10 protein-coding genes and 4 pseudogenes are annotated in these 13,705 nt (G+C 60.4%); 9 read left to right on the top strand and 5 right to left on the bottom strand.

Annotated features, from left to right (window positions below):
• Nucleotide 1 precedes the first annotated feature (1 nt).
• Together K307_RS33965 and K307_RS49960 are read left to right on the top strand one after the other, a co-directional pair.
• Nucleotides 2-2,203, top strand: coding sequence for a xanthine dehydrogenase family protein molybdopterin-binding subunit (locus tag K307_RS33965; RefSeq protein ID WP_042885404.1), 2,202 nt, complete (start codon nt 2-4; stop codon nt 2,201-2,203).
• Between the two features lie 41 nt (nt 2,204-2,244).
• Nucleotides 2,245-2,525 (top strand): annotated as a pseudogene (locus tag K307_RS49960) (tyrosine-type recombinase/integrase); the annotation flags it as partial.
• 43 nt (nt 2,526-2,568) lie between these two features.
• Here K307_RS49960 and K307_RS33960 read toward each other — a convergent pair.
• Nucleotides 2,569-2,949 (bottom strand): hypothetical protein, encoded by a 381-nt coding sequence (locus tag K307_RS33960; protein WP_042885403.1) that lies wholly within the window; start codon nt 2,947-2,949, stop codon nt 2,569-2,571.
• Nucleotides 2,950-3,649: 700 nt separating this feature from the next.
• Nucleotides 3,650-4,010, bottom strand: a pseudogene (locus tag K307_RS33955) (acetyl-CoA carboxylase biotin carboxyl carrier protein subunit); the annotation flags it as partial.
• Here K307_RS33955 and K307_RS48635 point away from each other — a divergent pair.
• The 3 genes and pseudogenes from K307_RS48635 to K307_RS50705 all read left to right on the top strand — a co-directional run bounded on the left by K307_RS48635 (nt 3,927) and on the right by K307_RS50705 (nt 5,011).
• Nucleotides 3,927-4,175: a hypothetical protein gene (locus K307_RS48635; RefSeq protein ID WP_196251687.1), complete on the top strand. Its 249-nt coding sequence runs from the start codon at nt 3,927-3,929 to the stop codon at nt 4,173-4,175. The pseudogene K307_RS33955 and the gene K307_RS48635 overlap by 84 nt on opposite strands.
• 277 nt (nt 4,176-4,452) lie before the next feature.
• Nucleotides 4,453-4,794 (top strand): annotated as a pseudogene (locus K307_RS50710) (nuclear transport factor 2 family protein); the annotation flags it as partial.
• A 4-nt stretch (nt 4,795-4,798) separates the two neighbouring features.
• A complete protein-coding gene (locus K307_RS50705; protein WP_329955961.1) occupies nt 4,799-5,011 on the top strand; it encodes a hypothetical protein in 213 nt (70 codons plus the stop codon).
• A 78-nt stretch (nt 5,012-5,089) separates the two neighbouring features.
• Here K307_RS50705 and K307_RS33940 read toward each other — a convergent pair whose 3' ends face one another.
• Complete coding sequence (locus K307_RS33940) at nt 5,090-6,145, bottom strand: 3-keto-5-aminohexanoate cleavage protein (protein ID WP_042885398.1); 1,056 nt, start codon at nt 6,143-6,145, stop codon at nt 5,090-5,092.
• 693 nt (nt 6,146-6,838) lie between these two features.
• Here K307_RS33940 and K307_RS33935 point away from each other — a divergent pair.
• Nucleotides 6,839-8,035, top strand: a complete 1,197-nt coding sequence (locus tag K307_RS33935) for an IS110 family transposase (protein WP_051974576.1) — start codon at nt 6,839-6,841, stop codon at nt 8,033-8,035.
• Between the two features lie 426 nt (nt 8,036-8,461).
• Nucleotides 8,462-9,572, top strand: a pseudogene (locus K307_RS33930) (IS5 family transposase).
• 146 nt (nt 9,573-9,718) lie between these two features.
• Here K307_RS33930 and K307_RS33925 read toward each other — a convergent pair.
• On the bottom strand, nt 9,719-10,768 hold the full coding sequence (locus K307_RS33925; protein WP_042885396.1) for an AraC family transcriptional regulator: 1,050 nt from the start codon (nt 10,766-10,768) through the stop codon (nt 9,719-9,721).
• Between the two features lie 127 nt (nt 10,769-10,895).
• Here K307_RS33925 and K307_RS33920 point away from each other — a divergent pair, with 127 nt between their 5' ends.
• Together K307_RS33920 and K307_RS33915 are read left to right on the top strand one after the other, a co-directional pair.
• A complete protein-coding gene (locus K307_RS33920) occupies nt 10,896-11,807 on the top strand; it encodes a TauD/TfdA dioxygenase family protein (RefSeq protein WP_080745300.1) in 912 nt (303 codons plus the stop codon).
• A gap of 7 nt (nt 11,808-11,814) precedes the next feature.
• Entirely contained in the window at nt 11,815-12,375 is a 561-nt protein-coding gene (locus tag K307_RS33915; RefSeq protein ID WP_042887735.1) for an RBBP9/YdeN family alpha/beta hydrolase, read from the top strand.
• A gap of 184 nt (nt 12,376-12,559) precedes the next feature.
• Here the strand turns inward: K307_RS33915 and K307_RS33910 are convergent, their stop codons facing one another.
• Nucleotides 12,560-13,555 carry a Bug family tripartite tricarboxylate transporter substrate binding protein gene (locus K307_RS33910; protein ID WP_042885395.1) on the bottom strand — a complete coding sequence of 332 codons (996 nt, stop codon included), beginning with the start codon at nt 13,553-13,555 and terminating at the stop codon, nt 12,560-12,562.
• Nucleotides 13,556-13,705 lie beyond the last annotated feature (150 nt).

The following is a 13,705-nucleotide window of genomic DNA, read 5'->3' as shown; positions in this document are numbered from 1 at the left end:
GATGGACCGTCGCGACTTCCTCAAGGAGATGGGCGGGCTGGTGGTCTCGTTCTCCTTCAGTACCCGTGCCTTGGCGCAGAACGCCGACTCCGCCCGTCCCTTTACTTCGCCCAAGCCCATGGGCAAGAACCAGCTTGATGCGTGGCTCAGCATCGGCAAGGACGGTCGGGTCATGGTGTACAGCGGCAAGGTCGATCTTGGAACAGGGACCCGCACGGCGCTTGCGCAGATGGTTGCAGATGAGCTGGACGTTGCCTTCGACCGGGTCGAGCTCGTCATGGGTGACACGCTGCTGACCGTCGACCAGGGACAGACCGCGGGAAGCCTGACCATCCAGGACGGGGGGAGTACACTCCGGCGAGCTGCCGCATGCGCCCGGCGGGCGATGACTCAATACGCCGCAGTGCGGTGGGGCCTGCCTCCAGAGACGTTGACCGTGAGCAACGGGATTATCTCGGCAGGTCCGGAACGGAAAATTACATACACCGAAGTCGTTGCGGCGCAAAGCTTCGATGTACAACTGGACAGCAACGTCCCACTGAAGCCCCCCGGCAGCCGCCGTCTCGTGGGGCAATCCGTCAGTCGTGTCGACATTCCCGACAAGGTGAGTGGGCGTTTCACTTACATGCAGGACTTCAAGCTGCCTGGAATGCTGCATGCCCGAGTGATCCGCCCCTCCGGCCCGGCCGCGCGCCTAGTTGGCTTTGATGCCGCTTCCATCCATGGCGTCAGGGACCTCGTGCGCATCGTCCACAAAGAAAACTATCTTGCGGTTGTCTGCAGGTCCGAGTGGGGCGCTGTGAAGGCAGCACGGATGCTGAAGGTCAAGTGGCAAAGCGCCGAGAATTTTCCTGATCAATCTGCCCTGACCGAATACTGGCGCTCCCTGCCGATTCGGAGTGTGGAACGGCCCGCTGCGAAGGGACTAATCTCGCCCGCACTCGATCGTGCCAGGCAGAGATTGAAGGCCACCTACACGTTTGCGCCGCACACGCACGGGTCGATTGGCCCAGCATGTGCCGTTGCGGATTTCAAAGAGGGGCATTGCACGATCTGGTCAGCGTCTCAGGCTACCCACTCATTGCAGGGAGAAATCGCGAGCGTGCTCGGCGTCGACAAAGCTCAAATTCGCTTGATCTATCTGGACGGTGCTGGCTGCTACGGCCGAAATGGCCACGAAGACTGTGCAGCCGATGCAGCATTCATCTCCCAGGCCATCGCGCAACCAGTGCGCGTTCAGTGGATGCGTGCCGACGAGCACGGTTGGGATCCGAAGAGTCCGCCGACGGTAGTGGATCTCGAAGGCGGCATCGATGAAAACGGGCGACCTACCGCATGGAAGTCCGATTTCTACCTTGCAGCGGCACAGGGCACGCTCAGCGAATTTCCGCTGCTGGCGGCAACCCTCTCTGGTCAAAAGCGTACAGGGTATATCAGCGGGCAGATCCAAAAGAACGCCGAGGTCCTCTATGCCTTTCCAAATATCGCCACAAACGTCTATCGGCTGCAGGACCGGGCGTTTCGTACATCGCACTTGCGATCTCCTGGTCGGCTGCAAAATGTGTTCGCCAATGAGGCGTTTTTTGATGAAATGGCGGCTGCGGCTGGCGCCGATCCGCTAGCTTGGCGTCTCGAGTATCTTTCGGATCCTCGCGCCCGCGCTGTACTGGAGGACGTGGCTCGTCTGTCGGCATGGCAGTACCGCCCGGCCCCCTCTCCGGCGCAGTTAAGCGGCGGCACTGCACGGGGCCGCGGCCTTGCCTTTGTTCGCTACGATAATGATCGAACGTACGTCGCTACGGTTCTGAATGTCGAGGTTGACCTGAAGAGCGGAAACGTCCGGGTGACCGACGTATGGTGTAGTCACGACTGCGGCCAGGTGATCAACCCTGACGGCGCCCGCAATCAGATTGAGGGAGGGATTGTTCAGACCATCAGCCGGGTTCTTCTTGAGGAGGTCCGATTCGATCGCGATCAAATCACGACCACCGATTGGGCCACCTATCCCATCCTGCGATTCCCCGAGGTGCCGAACATCTCCATCAGCCTGATCGACAGACCGGAAACGGTGCCTTGGGGGGTGGGCGAAATGGCGCCCGCCACGATCCCGGGCGCCATCTCCAATGCCGTGTTCAACGCAACAGGCATACGCATGCGATCCGTCCCATTCTTGCCAGAGAAAGTGCTCGCGCTCTCGAAGTGACTAGAGACGGACCTCGCGACGGCCCCGGCCACGAGAACCCGGCCTCGGCCAACTGGCTGCGCCACACCGCCGGCTCGCACATGGCCGACCAGCAGGTCGGCTGCGTTTTGTGCGCGACAACCTTGGCCATGCCTCGAGCGTCACCACCAGCGCTTACCTGCACAGCGAAGAGTTTGCGCGACACGAGGCCACGCAGGAGCGACATCGAATCGGCTGGGGCACCTCCAACAAGGAAAGCCCCTGCAGGGAGATTCGGGGCGCCCTGTTCGCTCATCAATCCAACCAGACACTCTTCCCTGGGCAGCGAATGCGAGATTACTAGATTACTTACCCAGCGACGAGGCGGCGACCAAGCTGCTTGGCACTCAGAAGTTCGCCTCGATGGCCATCCTGGCGCCCTCTGGCACTTCGTTCGGAATGACCCGGTGCGCAAGAATCGCGTAGCCCCGAGCAGCCGCCACTGCCGTGGGATTCACCAGCCGTTTTGGGCCTCCCAACCACGCAAAATGATCTCTCCCGTCTTCACTACTGAACCAGGCAAAGTCGCCGATGCAGTCAAGGCCGCGCTTCACCATCTTCAGCAGCGCCAGCGCTTCCTCTGAAACACCTAGGTGCCGTCTTGTGTCATGAATAACCGTGGCCAGATTGCGGAGCTTGTTGGTCGAGGTGGCTTCCCCGGTCGCCTGGTCAGGTAACAGCTCGACGACCAGAATCCCCCTGTGCGCGGTGATGCGTGCATGCTGCATAGATCCTCCCAACGGATGCCTGTCGCCTTACAACCTTATGCATTGAGCTAGCAAGTTTGCGGCCAGGCCTTGCCAAATGTGCAGCTTACAGCCCCCTTATGACATTCCGACCCGGCGTTGGCATGCGGACGCGGCAAAGGGGTGCGGAGATTGACGCTGGCCGGCCCCGCCAAGCCAAGCCAGTTTGCTAACGTCGGTGCGGCGGGATTGGTGCGGTGTTGGTACCGGCCCGGCAGTTCCCGCGGACTGTTGGACCGCAGCCGACTCGCCCGGCATGTCGGGAACGAATGGATCTCGTTGTTTGCCGCCATCGTGACGGCAAGCCAGGCACAAAACTGGTGCAATCGTGCAATGCCGCTGCGAGAAGTCCCAGCATCGGATGCGCCCCCCCTCGCAGCCGACTTGTGGCGCTTATTGATGCGCGCCGTTCCGTACATCGACAGCCGCTGCCCCGCCCGCATCCATCACCGATACACCTCCCTGGGCGCTGCTCACGCAGCCTCGGGTCGTCTCGCGCTTTCAAAGTACGGGACAGCATCTGTTCCTGCGTTGACCGGGCTTGTCGGTATCCGCTGGGCTGGACTATCGTGTCGCTGGTCGCGCTCTGGTTTTTCCGCGAGACCCGCGACGTCGATATCACGGCTGACGCCTGACGCGTCCTCAAGTCATCCCATGCAGGTTGCGCCTCCTTGCCGGCCTGTCAGGCACTGAACGCCAGGAGTTGGGCAACCTCTGTCACCTGCTCGCCGATGCCATACAGCACTTCACTGACGACGCCCTCGGCCGGCGCGCAGATGGTGTGCTCCATCTTCATCGCCTCCATCACCAGCAACGGTGCCCCGCGCGTCACGGTGCTGCCTGCCTCGACCCTCACGGCGATGACCGTCCCAGGCATCGGCGCGGTGAGCTTGCCACCCTTGCCTTCGGCCTCGCCGGCGTGTGCCAGCGGGTCGAGCCAAGTCGACATGGCGGCCGGCATGGAAGACATGGAATTCGTCGGCTTCCGCATGCACCTGTCCGTGCACGCGCCGCGGGCCAAGGTCGATTCGGATGTCGTCGACCTGGCAGGCAGCGGTGAACGGAATGGCGACAAATTCTTGCCGGATGCAATTGATCAGTGCTTTGCCTTCGGTCAGGGACAATCCGACGTCGCCCGAGGTCTGGTTGTCAACGGAGCGGTGAAACCGCACTGTCGCAGTACATCCGCCAGCATCCGCCCATCATGACGCAGCTGCCCGCGGTGCGCGAGGTGGAGGTCTGCAGTCGCGTCGATTACTGCAGTTCACTGGACATCCCGCTCGCAACGGCATCCAGCGGAACAAGGTTGTCTTCGACTCGGCGAGCGCGCTGGGGCAATCCCTCGCTTCGCCGGTACGGCATGCGCTGAGACGGGACTTCGAATCGCTGCCGCGCTTTGAAGGCGTGACGCCACACTACCCGATGCGTAGCCTGGTCCATGACCTTGCCGCCGAATTTGTCTGATCCCACCAGGAAACCAAAGAGATGAGCTACGAATCGTTGCTGCAGGAACTGCAGGACATGAAGGAAAGCGTGCGCGTCTTGCGAGCCGAAGCGGACATCCGGCGCATCATGGCGCGTTACATGCTGCTTTGCGATGTGCCGTTGCCGGAGCACGGACTGAATGGCGAGGGGCGCTTGCGCGAGATCGTCAGTCTGTTCGCGGAGGATGCGCGCTGGGAAGGCGTTGGCGAATACTACGACAACCAGTTTGGCGCGAGGATTGGCCACGGTCAGATCTATCGGCATTTCCAGCGAATCTTCCAGCCGAGTACGCCGCAGCTGATCCTGATTTGCCATTACCTGACCTGCGAGCAGATCCACGTAACCGGTGAATACCGCCGAAGGACAATGGCTTCACTTCCAGCCATGGATCGACGACGGCACTTCGGTGCTGCGATCCAGCCGGCTCAACAATGCGTTTCGTTGCGTGGATGGCACGTGGAAGATTTCACGTTACCGGACGGAGAACGTGTTCATCGCTCCGCTTCCGGAAAACTGGGCGACCAATATTCCGTCGACGTCGGTCCTAATGAAAGCGTAGGCTGCAGCTTGGCCGGGGCGGGGGGAACTTCAACTTCAGCACTCATAATGCATATGATGTCAATTCCCCCCAAAGGCTTTAGGTCGGCTTGCGCAGGAATCCCTGGTTGCCACCGTTACGATTGGGCGCGAAGCCATTGCGCTGAAGCGTCTCTTCCACGGTGTCGTAGAAGACCCCAATCTGCATGATCTCTCGCGCCTGTTTCGCTGTCGCGATGGGGCGACCAAATTCGCCTGAGATACGAACCAATTGCTTGATCTGCTCGACGGAGGACATCTTTCCCGTGCGGGTCTGGTTCCAGAGTACATCCTCGATACCGCACCGCACATGCAGGCCCAAAGCGATGCCGATCATATTCACGGGCAGCACATTTAGCACCGAACTCTCCACCGTAACCACCGCTCCGTCTGGCGCAGCACGCAGGAAGTTGGCCAGGTTGTAGATGTTCGCTTGATCCATGCCGCCGCTGATAGCCACCCAGTTCATCACCAGTGGCCCCTTGTAGACGCCGCGGCGAATCATCCGCTCGATCGTTTCAAAGCTGTTGATGTTGTAGCACTGAAACTCACTTTGGATTCCGGCGGCCGTCAGGCGTCGAATGTGCTCCTCGGCCCAGCTGGGATTCGAGGGGACGATCATGTCCTTGTAGGTCGAATAGAGGTGCGGGAATCCCCGCGAAACGCCCTTGAAGTCATCAATACCAGCATGCTCTGTGACATTCATCTGCGTAGTGTTGACGGTCACCGTCACCTGGTCCGGCTTCGGATCGAGTTCGGCCAGCATATGCCGCGTGTCGTCGCTAAGCCATTTGGCGGCTTGGCCCTCTTCCGGCGCGAAGCTGATAGAGCCACCCACCTGGATGATCATTTCCGGCACGCGGGCGCGCACCCCGGCGATCAGCTCATTGAACATGGACAGGCGCTTGCTGCCCTTGCCATCGGGTTCGCGCACATGCAGATGCAGAACGGTGGCACCGGCTTCGTAGCAATCCACCGCCTTCTGGATCTGGTCCTCCATGGTGATAGGGATATCTTCCGGGAAGTCTGAGGGAATCCAGCCCGGCGCATAGGGAGCGGCCGTGATGATCAGAGGCTGCTGGTTCTCGGGATACAGGTGGCCGTCAAGGAAGTTCATGAGGATGGATCTCCAAGTTGTAATGTGAATATTGAGAATGTCGAACTAGGAGTGAATCATCTGGCCTCGCACCAGTTCCCGCTTTACATTGGATGTCTCGAACTTAACTCTTCATGACAACAACGCGCCACTGTCCGTTGAGCCACCCTCAAGGCACATACGCCCTTCAACCTGGAAGACGACGTACGCGAACAAGATGGAAGGGAGCCACCTTCCCTTACCGACCCCTGACCCTTGCCGGTCGGCGACGGTTGAGAGAGATAGGATGCGTTCAGGACGCGGGATGCCAGTTGTTGGAGGAGCAGTTCGTCGGTGGCGCTGCTCGAGTGGGTGGGCAGGCGGGTCAGCGCGTCGTTGAGGAACGCCCACGAATCGTGCCCGCTGAACTGGGCTGATTACAGTTCGGACCGAGGAGACCGAAGCCGATTGAATGCGCCCTCTTTTCAGCTAGCGCACTGGTGCTTTATTTGGAGCAGATGAAGAATGGACGAGCGTGGCATCCCGGTTGGTGCGCTCAACGGATAGGCCAACCCGCCGCTACAGGTGGCCAAACGGAATGCCTGCGAGATCCAGCAAAAACACTCGCCCGTACACAACTTGGCTTCGCCTAGATCCTATGAATGAAGACGGGTCGGTAACGCACGCAAAGCGATCCTAAAGTAAAGGTGCGACCCATTCACCTTGGAGCACGTCATGCAACCGACCCGTATCAATCATTCTATACCCGCAGAAGATGTATTGGCAGTGGCCCTGGAGCTGTCCAACAACACCTGGAAAATCGCCCTGCACGACGGCAAACGGGAGAAGCCTGCGATCCAGACTGTAGCTGCAAAAGTTCCGGCATGCCGCCTGGACGAAGCGATGCAAGCGATCGAGAAGATCAAGACGAAATGGGGAATTGGCCCTGGCGTGCGCACCGTCGTGTTGTACGAGGCTGGTCAGGACGGCTTCTGGATCGAGCGGGCGCTATCGAAGCTCGGATACGAAGTAGTGATCTGCGACCCCGCCAGCATCCCGGTGGAGCGGCACGCGCGGCGGGCCAAGACCGACCGACTCGATGCGATCAAGCTGGTGTTGTGCCTGCGCGCCTGGCTGCGCGGCGAACATGACCGCATGCACGTGATTCGCGTACCGGCCGTTGAAACCGAAGCCCAGCGGCACCTGGTGCGCGACCGGGGTGAACTTCAAAAAGAAACGCTACAGCACCGCGACCGGATACGCAAGCTGCTGCGAACAGTGGGTTGCTGGCAAGACGTCGAAGGCGATATCGCAAAGCGGCTAGCAAAGGGAGAAATCTCCTGCTACGACGGCGCGGCAATCCCTGCGCAGTTGCATGCGCGGCTGACCCGGGAGTGTCAGCGCTTGGCCTTAGCCCAGCAGCAACTCGCTGCACTGGAAAAAGACCTGGTCAGGCAATTGCCGGAACCCGCACAAAAGCGTATTGCCGACCTGCAACGGCTCAAGGCGGTTGGCCCGGTCGGCGCGACACGACTGGTGCTCGAGCTGTTCTGGCGCAGCTTTGACAACCGCCGGCAGGTGGGCGCCTGTGTCGGCTTGGCGCCGCAGCCGTACGACAGCGGCCAGAGCCGGGTCGACCAGGGGATCAGTAAGCAGGGCAACCGGCGCGTGCGTTCTCTGCTTATTGAAATGGCGTGGCTCTGGTTACGCTATCAGCCCGGCAGTGCGATGGCGCAGTGGTACGTGCAGCGCACCCAAGGCAATAGCCAGAACAAGCGGGGCAAGCGCATCGCTATAGTCGCGGTGGCGCGACGGCTGGTCATCGCTCTGTGGCGCTATCTGACGCATGGAATCCTACCCGAGGGAGCGCTTCTGAAAAACAGCAAGACCACAGGATTAAAACGTTCAGCCGGCGAGGTGGCAGCAGTTTGAAGGCATGGCGGCAACGCTCGCATTAGCTGCTCCTGTCCGTCATATCGCAAGTCAGTTCGAAGTAGACAAGCCCGTGCAGCCTGCTGGTTGCAAACGCAACCGACACTACTAGATGGGGCTTCTCGCATCAAGGTCGCCTTAGCGCAACGCGCATGCAGGATTGGGCTGGGCAAATACCAGCGGATAGAAGTTGGTGGGACGTCGAAGTCTCACGTAAAGATGACCGGGAACTTTGAAACTGGTGAACAACAGCGACAGACGCCTGTGGTAAGCGCGAGCTAGATTAAGGAAGAAGTTGGATCAATTTGCGTAAAAATTCTTGCCTTCCGACTCATCATAGAAGCAGGCTGCTGAAATACCTAGCCCGAAGTCAGCGCGGTAGCGTGCCAAAGCGTTGATTACCGGACACCACTCCATCCGAGATTCATGCGCGGCGCCGACACCTTCACCGAAAGCCTGTTCACCATGCGGCGACTCGAAGATTTCGTGCCGCAATCGCATCCGTTGCGCCCGATCCGCACCATGGTCAACCAGGCCTTGGCGAAGATGAATCGGCTGTTCGCAAGCATGTACGAAGCCGATATCAAGGGCGGACGCCCGAGCATTGCGCCGGAGAAGCTGCTGCGCGCGATGCTGCTGCAGGTTCTGTATAGCATCCGGTCCGAACGCCAACTGATGGAGCAAACGCAGTACAACTTGCTGTTCCGATGGTTCATCGGCCTGTCGATGGACGACGCAGTCTGGGTGCCAACGGTGTTCACCAAGAACCGTGCACGGCTGATCCAGCACGATGCAGTGATCACGTTCTTCAACGAGGTGCTGGCCATCGCGCACAAGCGCAACTTGCTGTCGGGCGAGCACTTCAGCGTGGATGGCACGATGATTAAGGCCTGGGCCGGCCACAAGAGCTTCGTACGCAAGGACGGCGGCGATGGCGCTGACAGCGACAGCGGTGGCACCGGCGGCTTCCAAGGAGAGAAGCGCAGCAACGAGACGCATCAGTCCAAGACTGATCCGTACGCCAAGCTCTATCGCAAGGGCAAGACCGCCAGTGAGCTGCGCTATATGGGTCACACCTTGAGCGACAACCGCCACGGCCTGGTGGTAAGCGCGGTGGTGACCCAAGCCGACGGATATGCTGAGCGCGAGGCCGCGAAGGCCGTGCTCAACGACGCCCGGCAGGTCGCTAACGAGCCGGGCGTCGAAGTTACCGTGGGCGCGGACAAAGGGCTACGACGCCGAGGAGTTCGTTCAAGCCTGCCTTGATATGAAGGTGACTCCGCACGTGGCGCAAAACACTTCAGGGCGACGCTCGGCGGTGCCCGATGAGATTGCCCGCAGCGTCGGCTATGCCATCTCGCAGCAGAAGCGCAAGCTGATCGAACAGGGCTTCGGCTGGGTCAAGACGGTCGGGCGCATGCGTCAGGTGATGGTGCGCGGCTTGAAGAAGGTCGACCAGATGTTTGTACTTAGCATGGCCGCTTACAACCTCGTGCGGATGCGATCGCTAGGACAAGTCCGTCCGCAGGGCCTGTAATGGGAGCAAGGAAGCCAAAAATGGGCATCAAACCGCGTGAAAATCGATGAAATGACGCCCGGCTTCCGGATTATGAAAAATACGAGGCATGTGCGTCGCGCAGGGGGAAGCTTTGCCCTGTCTGCAGCGAGTACTTCAGCGGCCTGCTAGGGTAATGTTCTGCTCGCCCGCGGAGGTGCCGTCTGTCGGCGCACTGTTCCGCGTGTGTCCCGACTTTCCTTGGGGCTGCAACCAAATTGCGCGTGATACCAGCGCGAGAATCCGCTCGGCGCGGAAAAACCGAGTAGGGTCGCCACCTCGGTCAACGGACGATCGGTCTCGATGACGTGACGCGCGGCGAGTTCCGTGCGGATATCGTTAACGATCGACGAGAAGCTCTGTCCCTCTTCTGCCAGCCGGCGCTGGACCGTGCGGCACACCATGCCCAGGTGGTCGGCCACCTGCTCGATGCCGCAACGCCCGCTGGGCAGCAGCAGCAGGACAATGCGCCGAACGTCCTCAAGCATTGTTGCCTGCTGCGACATGGTAGAGACGTCTATCAACTGCTGCGCGTAGCGCGCCATGGCTGGATCGGCAGACGGGTTGCGTGCATCGAGGTCAGCCTTCGCACAAATGATGCAGTTGAAGTCATAGTTGAACTCGACGCACGGGCCGAAAAACCGCTGGTGCACACTAAGGTCGCGTGGCGCCGGGTGCTCAAAGCAAACACGCTCCGGCTCCCAGTCGGGCTTGTGGAGCTGGCGTATCAACCGCACCATTACGCCTAGCGCCAGTTCAACCCGTTGACGCGTGGGCTCATGTGCACTGCCAGCCATTACCACTTCGCGAATAATGACCAGGTCGCCGCACTCCTCGATCGCCAGCGACAGCGCACCGTTAAGCAACGCTTGATAGCGCATCAGCATCTGCAGCGAGTCGCGCAGAGTCGCCTGGTCGCGGATCAGTAGTCCTACCGCCCCAAGATTGGACAATAGGCGCGACTCGGCCATGCACAGCCCGAAACTCTCGTTGCCTGACATGATTGCGGACGCCTGAAGCAAGCGTCCGACACGCTCTACGGGAATCATGACGTCCGGCTCGCGCAGCACGCTCGGACTTAACCCGGCGTCAAGGAGCATCCGCACCGGATCCAGTCCGGCGGCTCGAGCGACCTCGCTGTAGTTCGTGAGGGCCGCAGCGCGGACAAGTGACGACATGGGAAAATTGAGTAGAACTTTGACACCGAATGATAAATGCTTGTCACGTATTGTCAAGCGGGAGCAATCCGCAACATCCAAACTCGCAAGGATCGATCAGCCTAATAGAACACAGGAGACAACGTTCATGAATCAACGCCTGAAGGCGGCACCCGCAGTGGTCCGCGCAACATCTCTGAGCAGCTCGATCCGGGTCGAGCCCCTCACTTGCACCATCGGTGCAGAGCTCAGCAACGTCCACCTGGGGGCAGCTGCCGAGGACGACCAACAAATGGCAGAGATCCGGTCGCTGCTCCTGAAGCATCGTGTGCTGTTCTTCCGCGACCAGGACATCACGCGCGCGCAGCACCTGGCCTTTGCGAGCCGCTTCGGCAAGCTGGAAGACCATCCAATGCTGGACAGCGACCCCGATCTCCCGGGACTGGTTCAGATCTACAAGACTCCGGACAGTCCTCCCGAACGCAACGAGAATTCCTGGCATACCGATGCCACCTGGCGCGAAAAGCCTCCGATGGGCTGCGTGTTGCGCTGTATCGAATGCCCGCCTGTGGGCGGCGACACAATGTGGGTCAACATGGTCGAGGCATATAACCAGTTGCCCGAAGAGATCAAGACGAAGATCGCCTCCTTGCGTGCGCGCCACAGCATCGAGGCGAGCTTCGGCGCTGTGATGCCGATCGAAAAGCGTCTTGCACTGAAGGCTAAGTACCCAGACGCCGAGCACCCCGTGGTGCGCACCCATCCGGAAACCGGAGAGAAGGTGCTATTCGTCAACGGAAGCTTTACGACGCACTTCACCAATTACAACGTGCCGGCCAACGTGCGCTTTGGGCTGGATAAGGCGCCGGGCGCCAGCAATTTGCTTGGCTATTTGGTCAGCCAGGCCAACATCCCCGAATACCAGGTGCGCTTTCGCTGGAAGAAGAACAGTGTTGCGTTCTGGGACAACCGTTCAACCCAGCACTACGCAGTGATGGATTACCCCCCGTGCCACCGAAAGATGGAGCGCGCCGCCATCATCGGTGACGCGCCTTACTAAGGTGGACATGACCTCTACGACACCAACCGTTCTCATCGTCCCTGGCCTGCGTGACCATGTGCCGGAACACTGGCAGACCCTTCTTGCGTCGAAGCTGCCTCGCGTGGTCTCAGTCGCCCCGCTTGAGCAAGACAAGCTGAGCTGCGCTGCCCGGGTCGATGCGATCGATCGCGCTCTGGCCGACATCGAGGGGCAGGTCATCATCGTGGCGCACAGCGCAGGCGCGATGATGATCGCCCATTGGGCGGCCCGAGGCGTCACACGGAACATCGTCGGCGCACTGCTCGCAGCACCCGCGGACCTCGAGACGCCCATGCCCGCGGGCTACCCGACGACCGACACATTGCGCGACCACGGCTGGCTGCCGATCCCTCGCTGCAAATTGCCGTTTCCGAGCATCGTTGCGGCAAGCAGCAACGATCCTCTGGCGCGTCTCGATCGCGCCCGTGAACTGGCGCAGGCGTGGGGAAGCCGCTTCGTCGAACTCGGCGAGGTCGGGCATCTGAATCCCGCTTCCGGCTATGGCGAGTGGCCGCGGGCGGAAGCGTTCATTCGCGAACTCTCGTGATCGACCCACGGCCGAGTGCCACCGGCCGAAGGCCCCTACGGTCGACCCGCCCAGACGCAATGACCACGTTTTGTATGCTTACCTTACGGACGCGCCGCAACGGTAGCCGCCCAGCCAGTTGCGCGGCCGGGTGACTGCCGTAGCACCGGGGTGCCGTGGCAAGTTCGCTCAAAGTATCTTCTTGTTATTCCGGCTGGTAGTTAATGGACTTCAGCAGCGCGGCCTGTTTCTGGTATGCCTGCTTCAGGTCCGCCATCATCTCTTCCGAGGTGGCGGCATTCCCCTGCTCCATGCCCATATCCTTGACGCGGTTCTGCACTGCGGGTTGCTTGAAATACGCCAGCGTCGCCTCGCGGATTTTTTGCTGGACTGCCGGAGCAACATCCGGGCGGGACCACACGGCGAACCAGCCGGCTTCCGCCAACTGCGGGTAGCCGAGTTCCTTGAACGTAGGCACATCCGCCAATGCGGCAATTCGGTTTGGATAGGCCACCGCAATCGCTTTGATCTTTCCCGCCTTGATCAGCGGCAATGAGGTCGTCACCCCATCGAACATCAGTGGCACATGGCCGCCCATCAGGTCGTTCAATGCCGGAGGAGAGCCTTTGTAGCCAACATGCCTCATTTGCACATGGGTGAGTTGCCCGAGCAGTATACCCGAGGTGTGGCCCTTCAATCCCGCAGCGTAAGAAGCGAAAACCAGCCCTTCCTTTTGCGATTTGCCGTAGTCCACCAACTGCTTCAGGTTGGAGACAGGCACATCCTTGTTGGCAACCAGCACCAACCCCGTGCGGCTGACCTGGGCCAGGGGCTTCAGGTCGGCAAAGGGCTTGTAATTGACCTTGTAGGCCAATGGCGCCTCGCTCACGACGCCGCCCTGGATGACCAGGAGGGTATGACCATCCCTGCCGGTGGACTGCAAATCGCTGATCGCCAGCGCCCCGGCGGCACCGGGCTTGTTTTCTACGATAACCGGCTTGCTCCATGTCTTCTGCAGGCCTTCCGCCAGCAGCCGCGCCAATGCGTCGGCGGTGCCGCCGGCAGGCCCCCCCACCACAAGGCGGATCGGCTTGCTTGGCCAATCCTCCTGGGCCTGAGCCACGGGCATCCCACCGACGACACCAACACCGATCGCCAAGGCGTATCCGCGCCACCAGAAGTGATTGGTCTGCTTCTTCATGTCCGTACCTTTTGATTGCTACGCTTTGCGTGTTTAGAAAGATTTATTGATGGGCATTCAGGGCAGCGCACCACCCCCTCATGGCGACCTATCGCGCCAATGGTGATACATCCACCTTTTCTCCATTCTCGGAGCGCCCCGCATCAACCG

This window comes from Cupriavidus necator A5-1, assembly GCF_000744095.1.
GTDB classification, from domain to species: Bacteria; Pseudomonadota; Gammaproteobacteria; order Burkholderiales; family Burkholderiaceae; genus Cupriavidus; species Cupriavidus necator_A.
This window is presented reverse-complemented; position numbering and strand designations above follow the sequence as displayed.

Coding starts and splice junctions, on each gene's coding strand:
- K307_RS33915 (WP_042887735.1), top strand. CDS start 11,815: ATGACCTCTACGACACCAACCGTTCTCATCGTCCCTGGCCTGCGTGAC.
- K307_RS33925 (WP_042885396.1), bottom strand. CDS start 10,768: ATGTCGTCACTTGTCCGCGCTGCGGCCCTCACGAACTACAGCGAGGTC.
- K307_RS33940 (WP_042885398.1), bottom strand. CDS start 6,145: ATGAACTTCCTTGACGGCCACCTGTATCCCGAGAACCAGCAGCCTCTG.
- K307_RS48635 (WP_196251687.1), top strand. CDS start 3,927: ATGGAAGACATGGAATTCGTCGGCTTCCGCATGCACCTGTCCGTGCAC.
- K307_RS33935 (WP_051974576.1), top strand. CDS start 6,839: ATGCAACCGACCCGTATCAATCATTCTATACCCGCAGAAGATGTATTG.
- K307_RS33965 (WP_042885404.1), top strand. CDS start 2: ATGGACCGTCGCGACTTCCTCAAGGAGATGGGCGGGCTGGTGGTCTCG.
- K307_RS33910 (WP_042885395.1), bottom strand. CDS start 13,555: ATGAAGAAGCAGACCAATCACTTCTGGTGGCGCGGATACGCCTTGGCG.
- K307_RS33960 (WP_042885403.1), bottom strand. CDS start 2,949: ATGCAGCATGCACGCATCACCGCGCACAGGGGGATTCTGGTCGTCGAG.
- K307_RS33920 (WP_080745300.1), top strand. CDS start 10,896: ATGAATCAACGCCTGAAGGCGGCACCCGCAGTGGTCCGCGCAACATCT.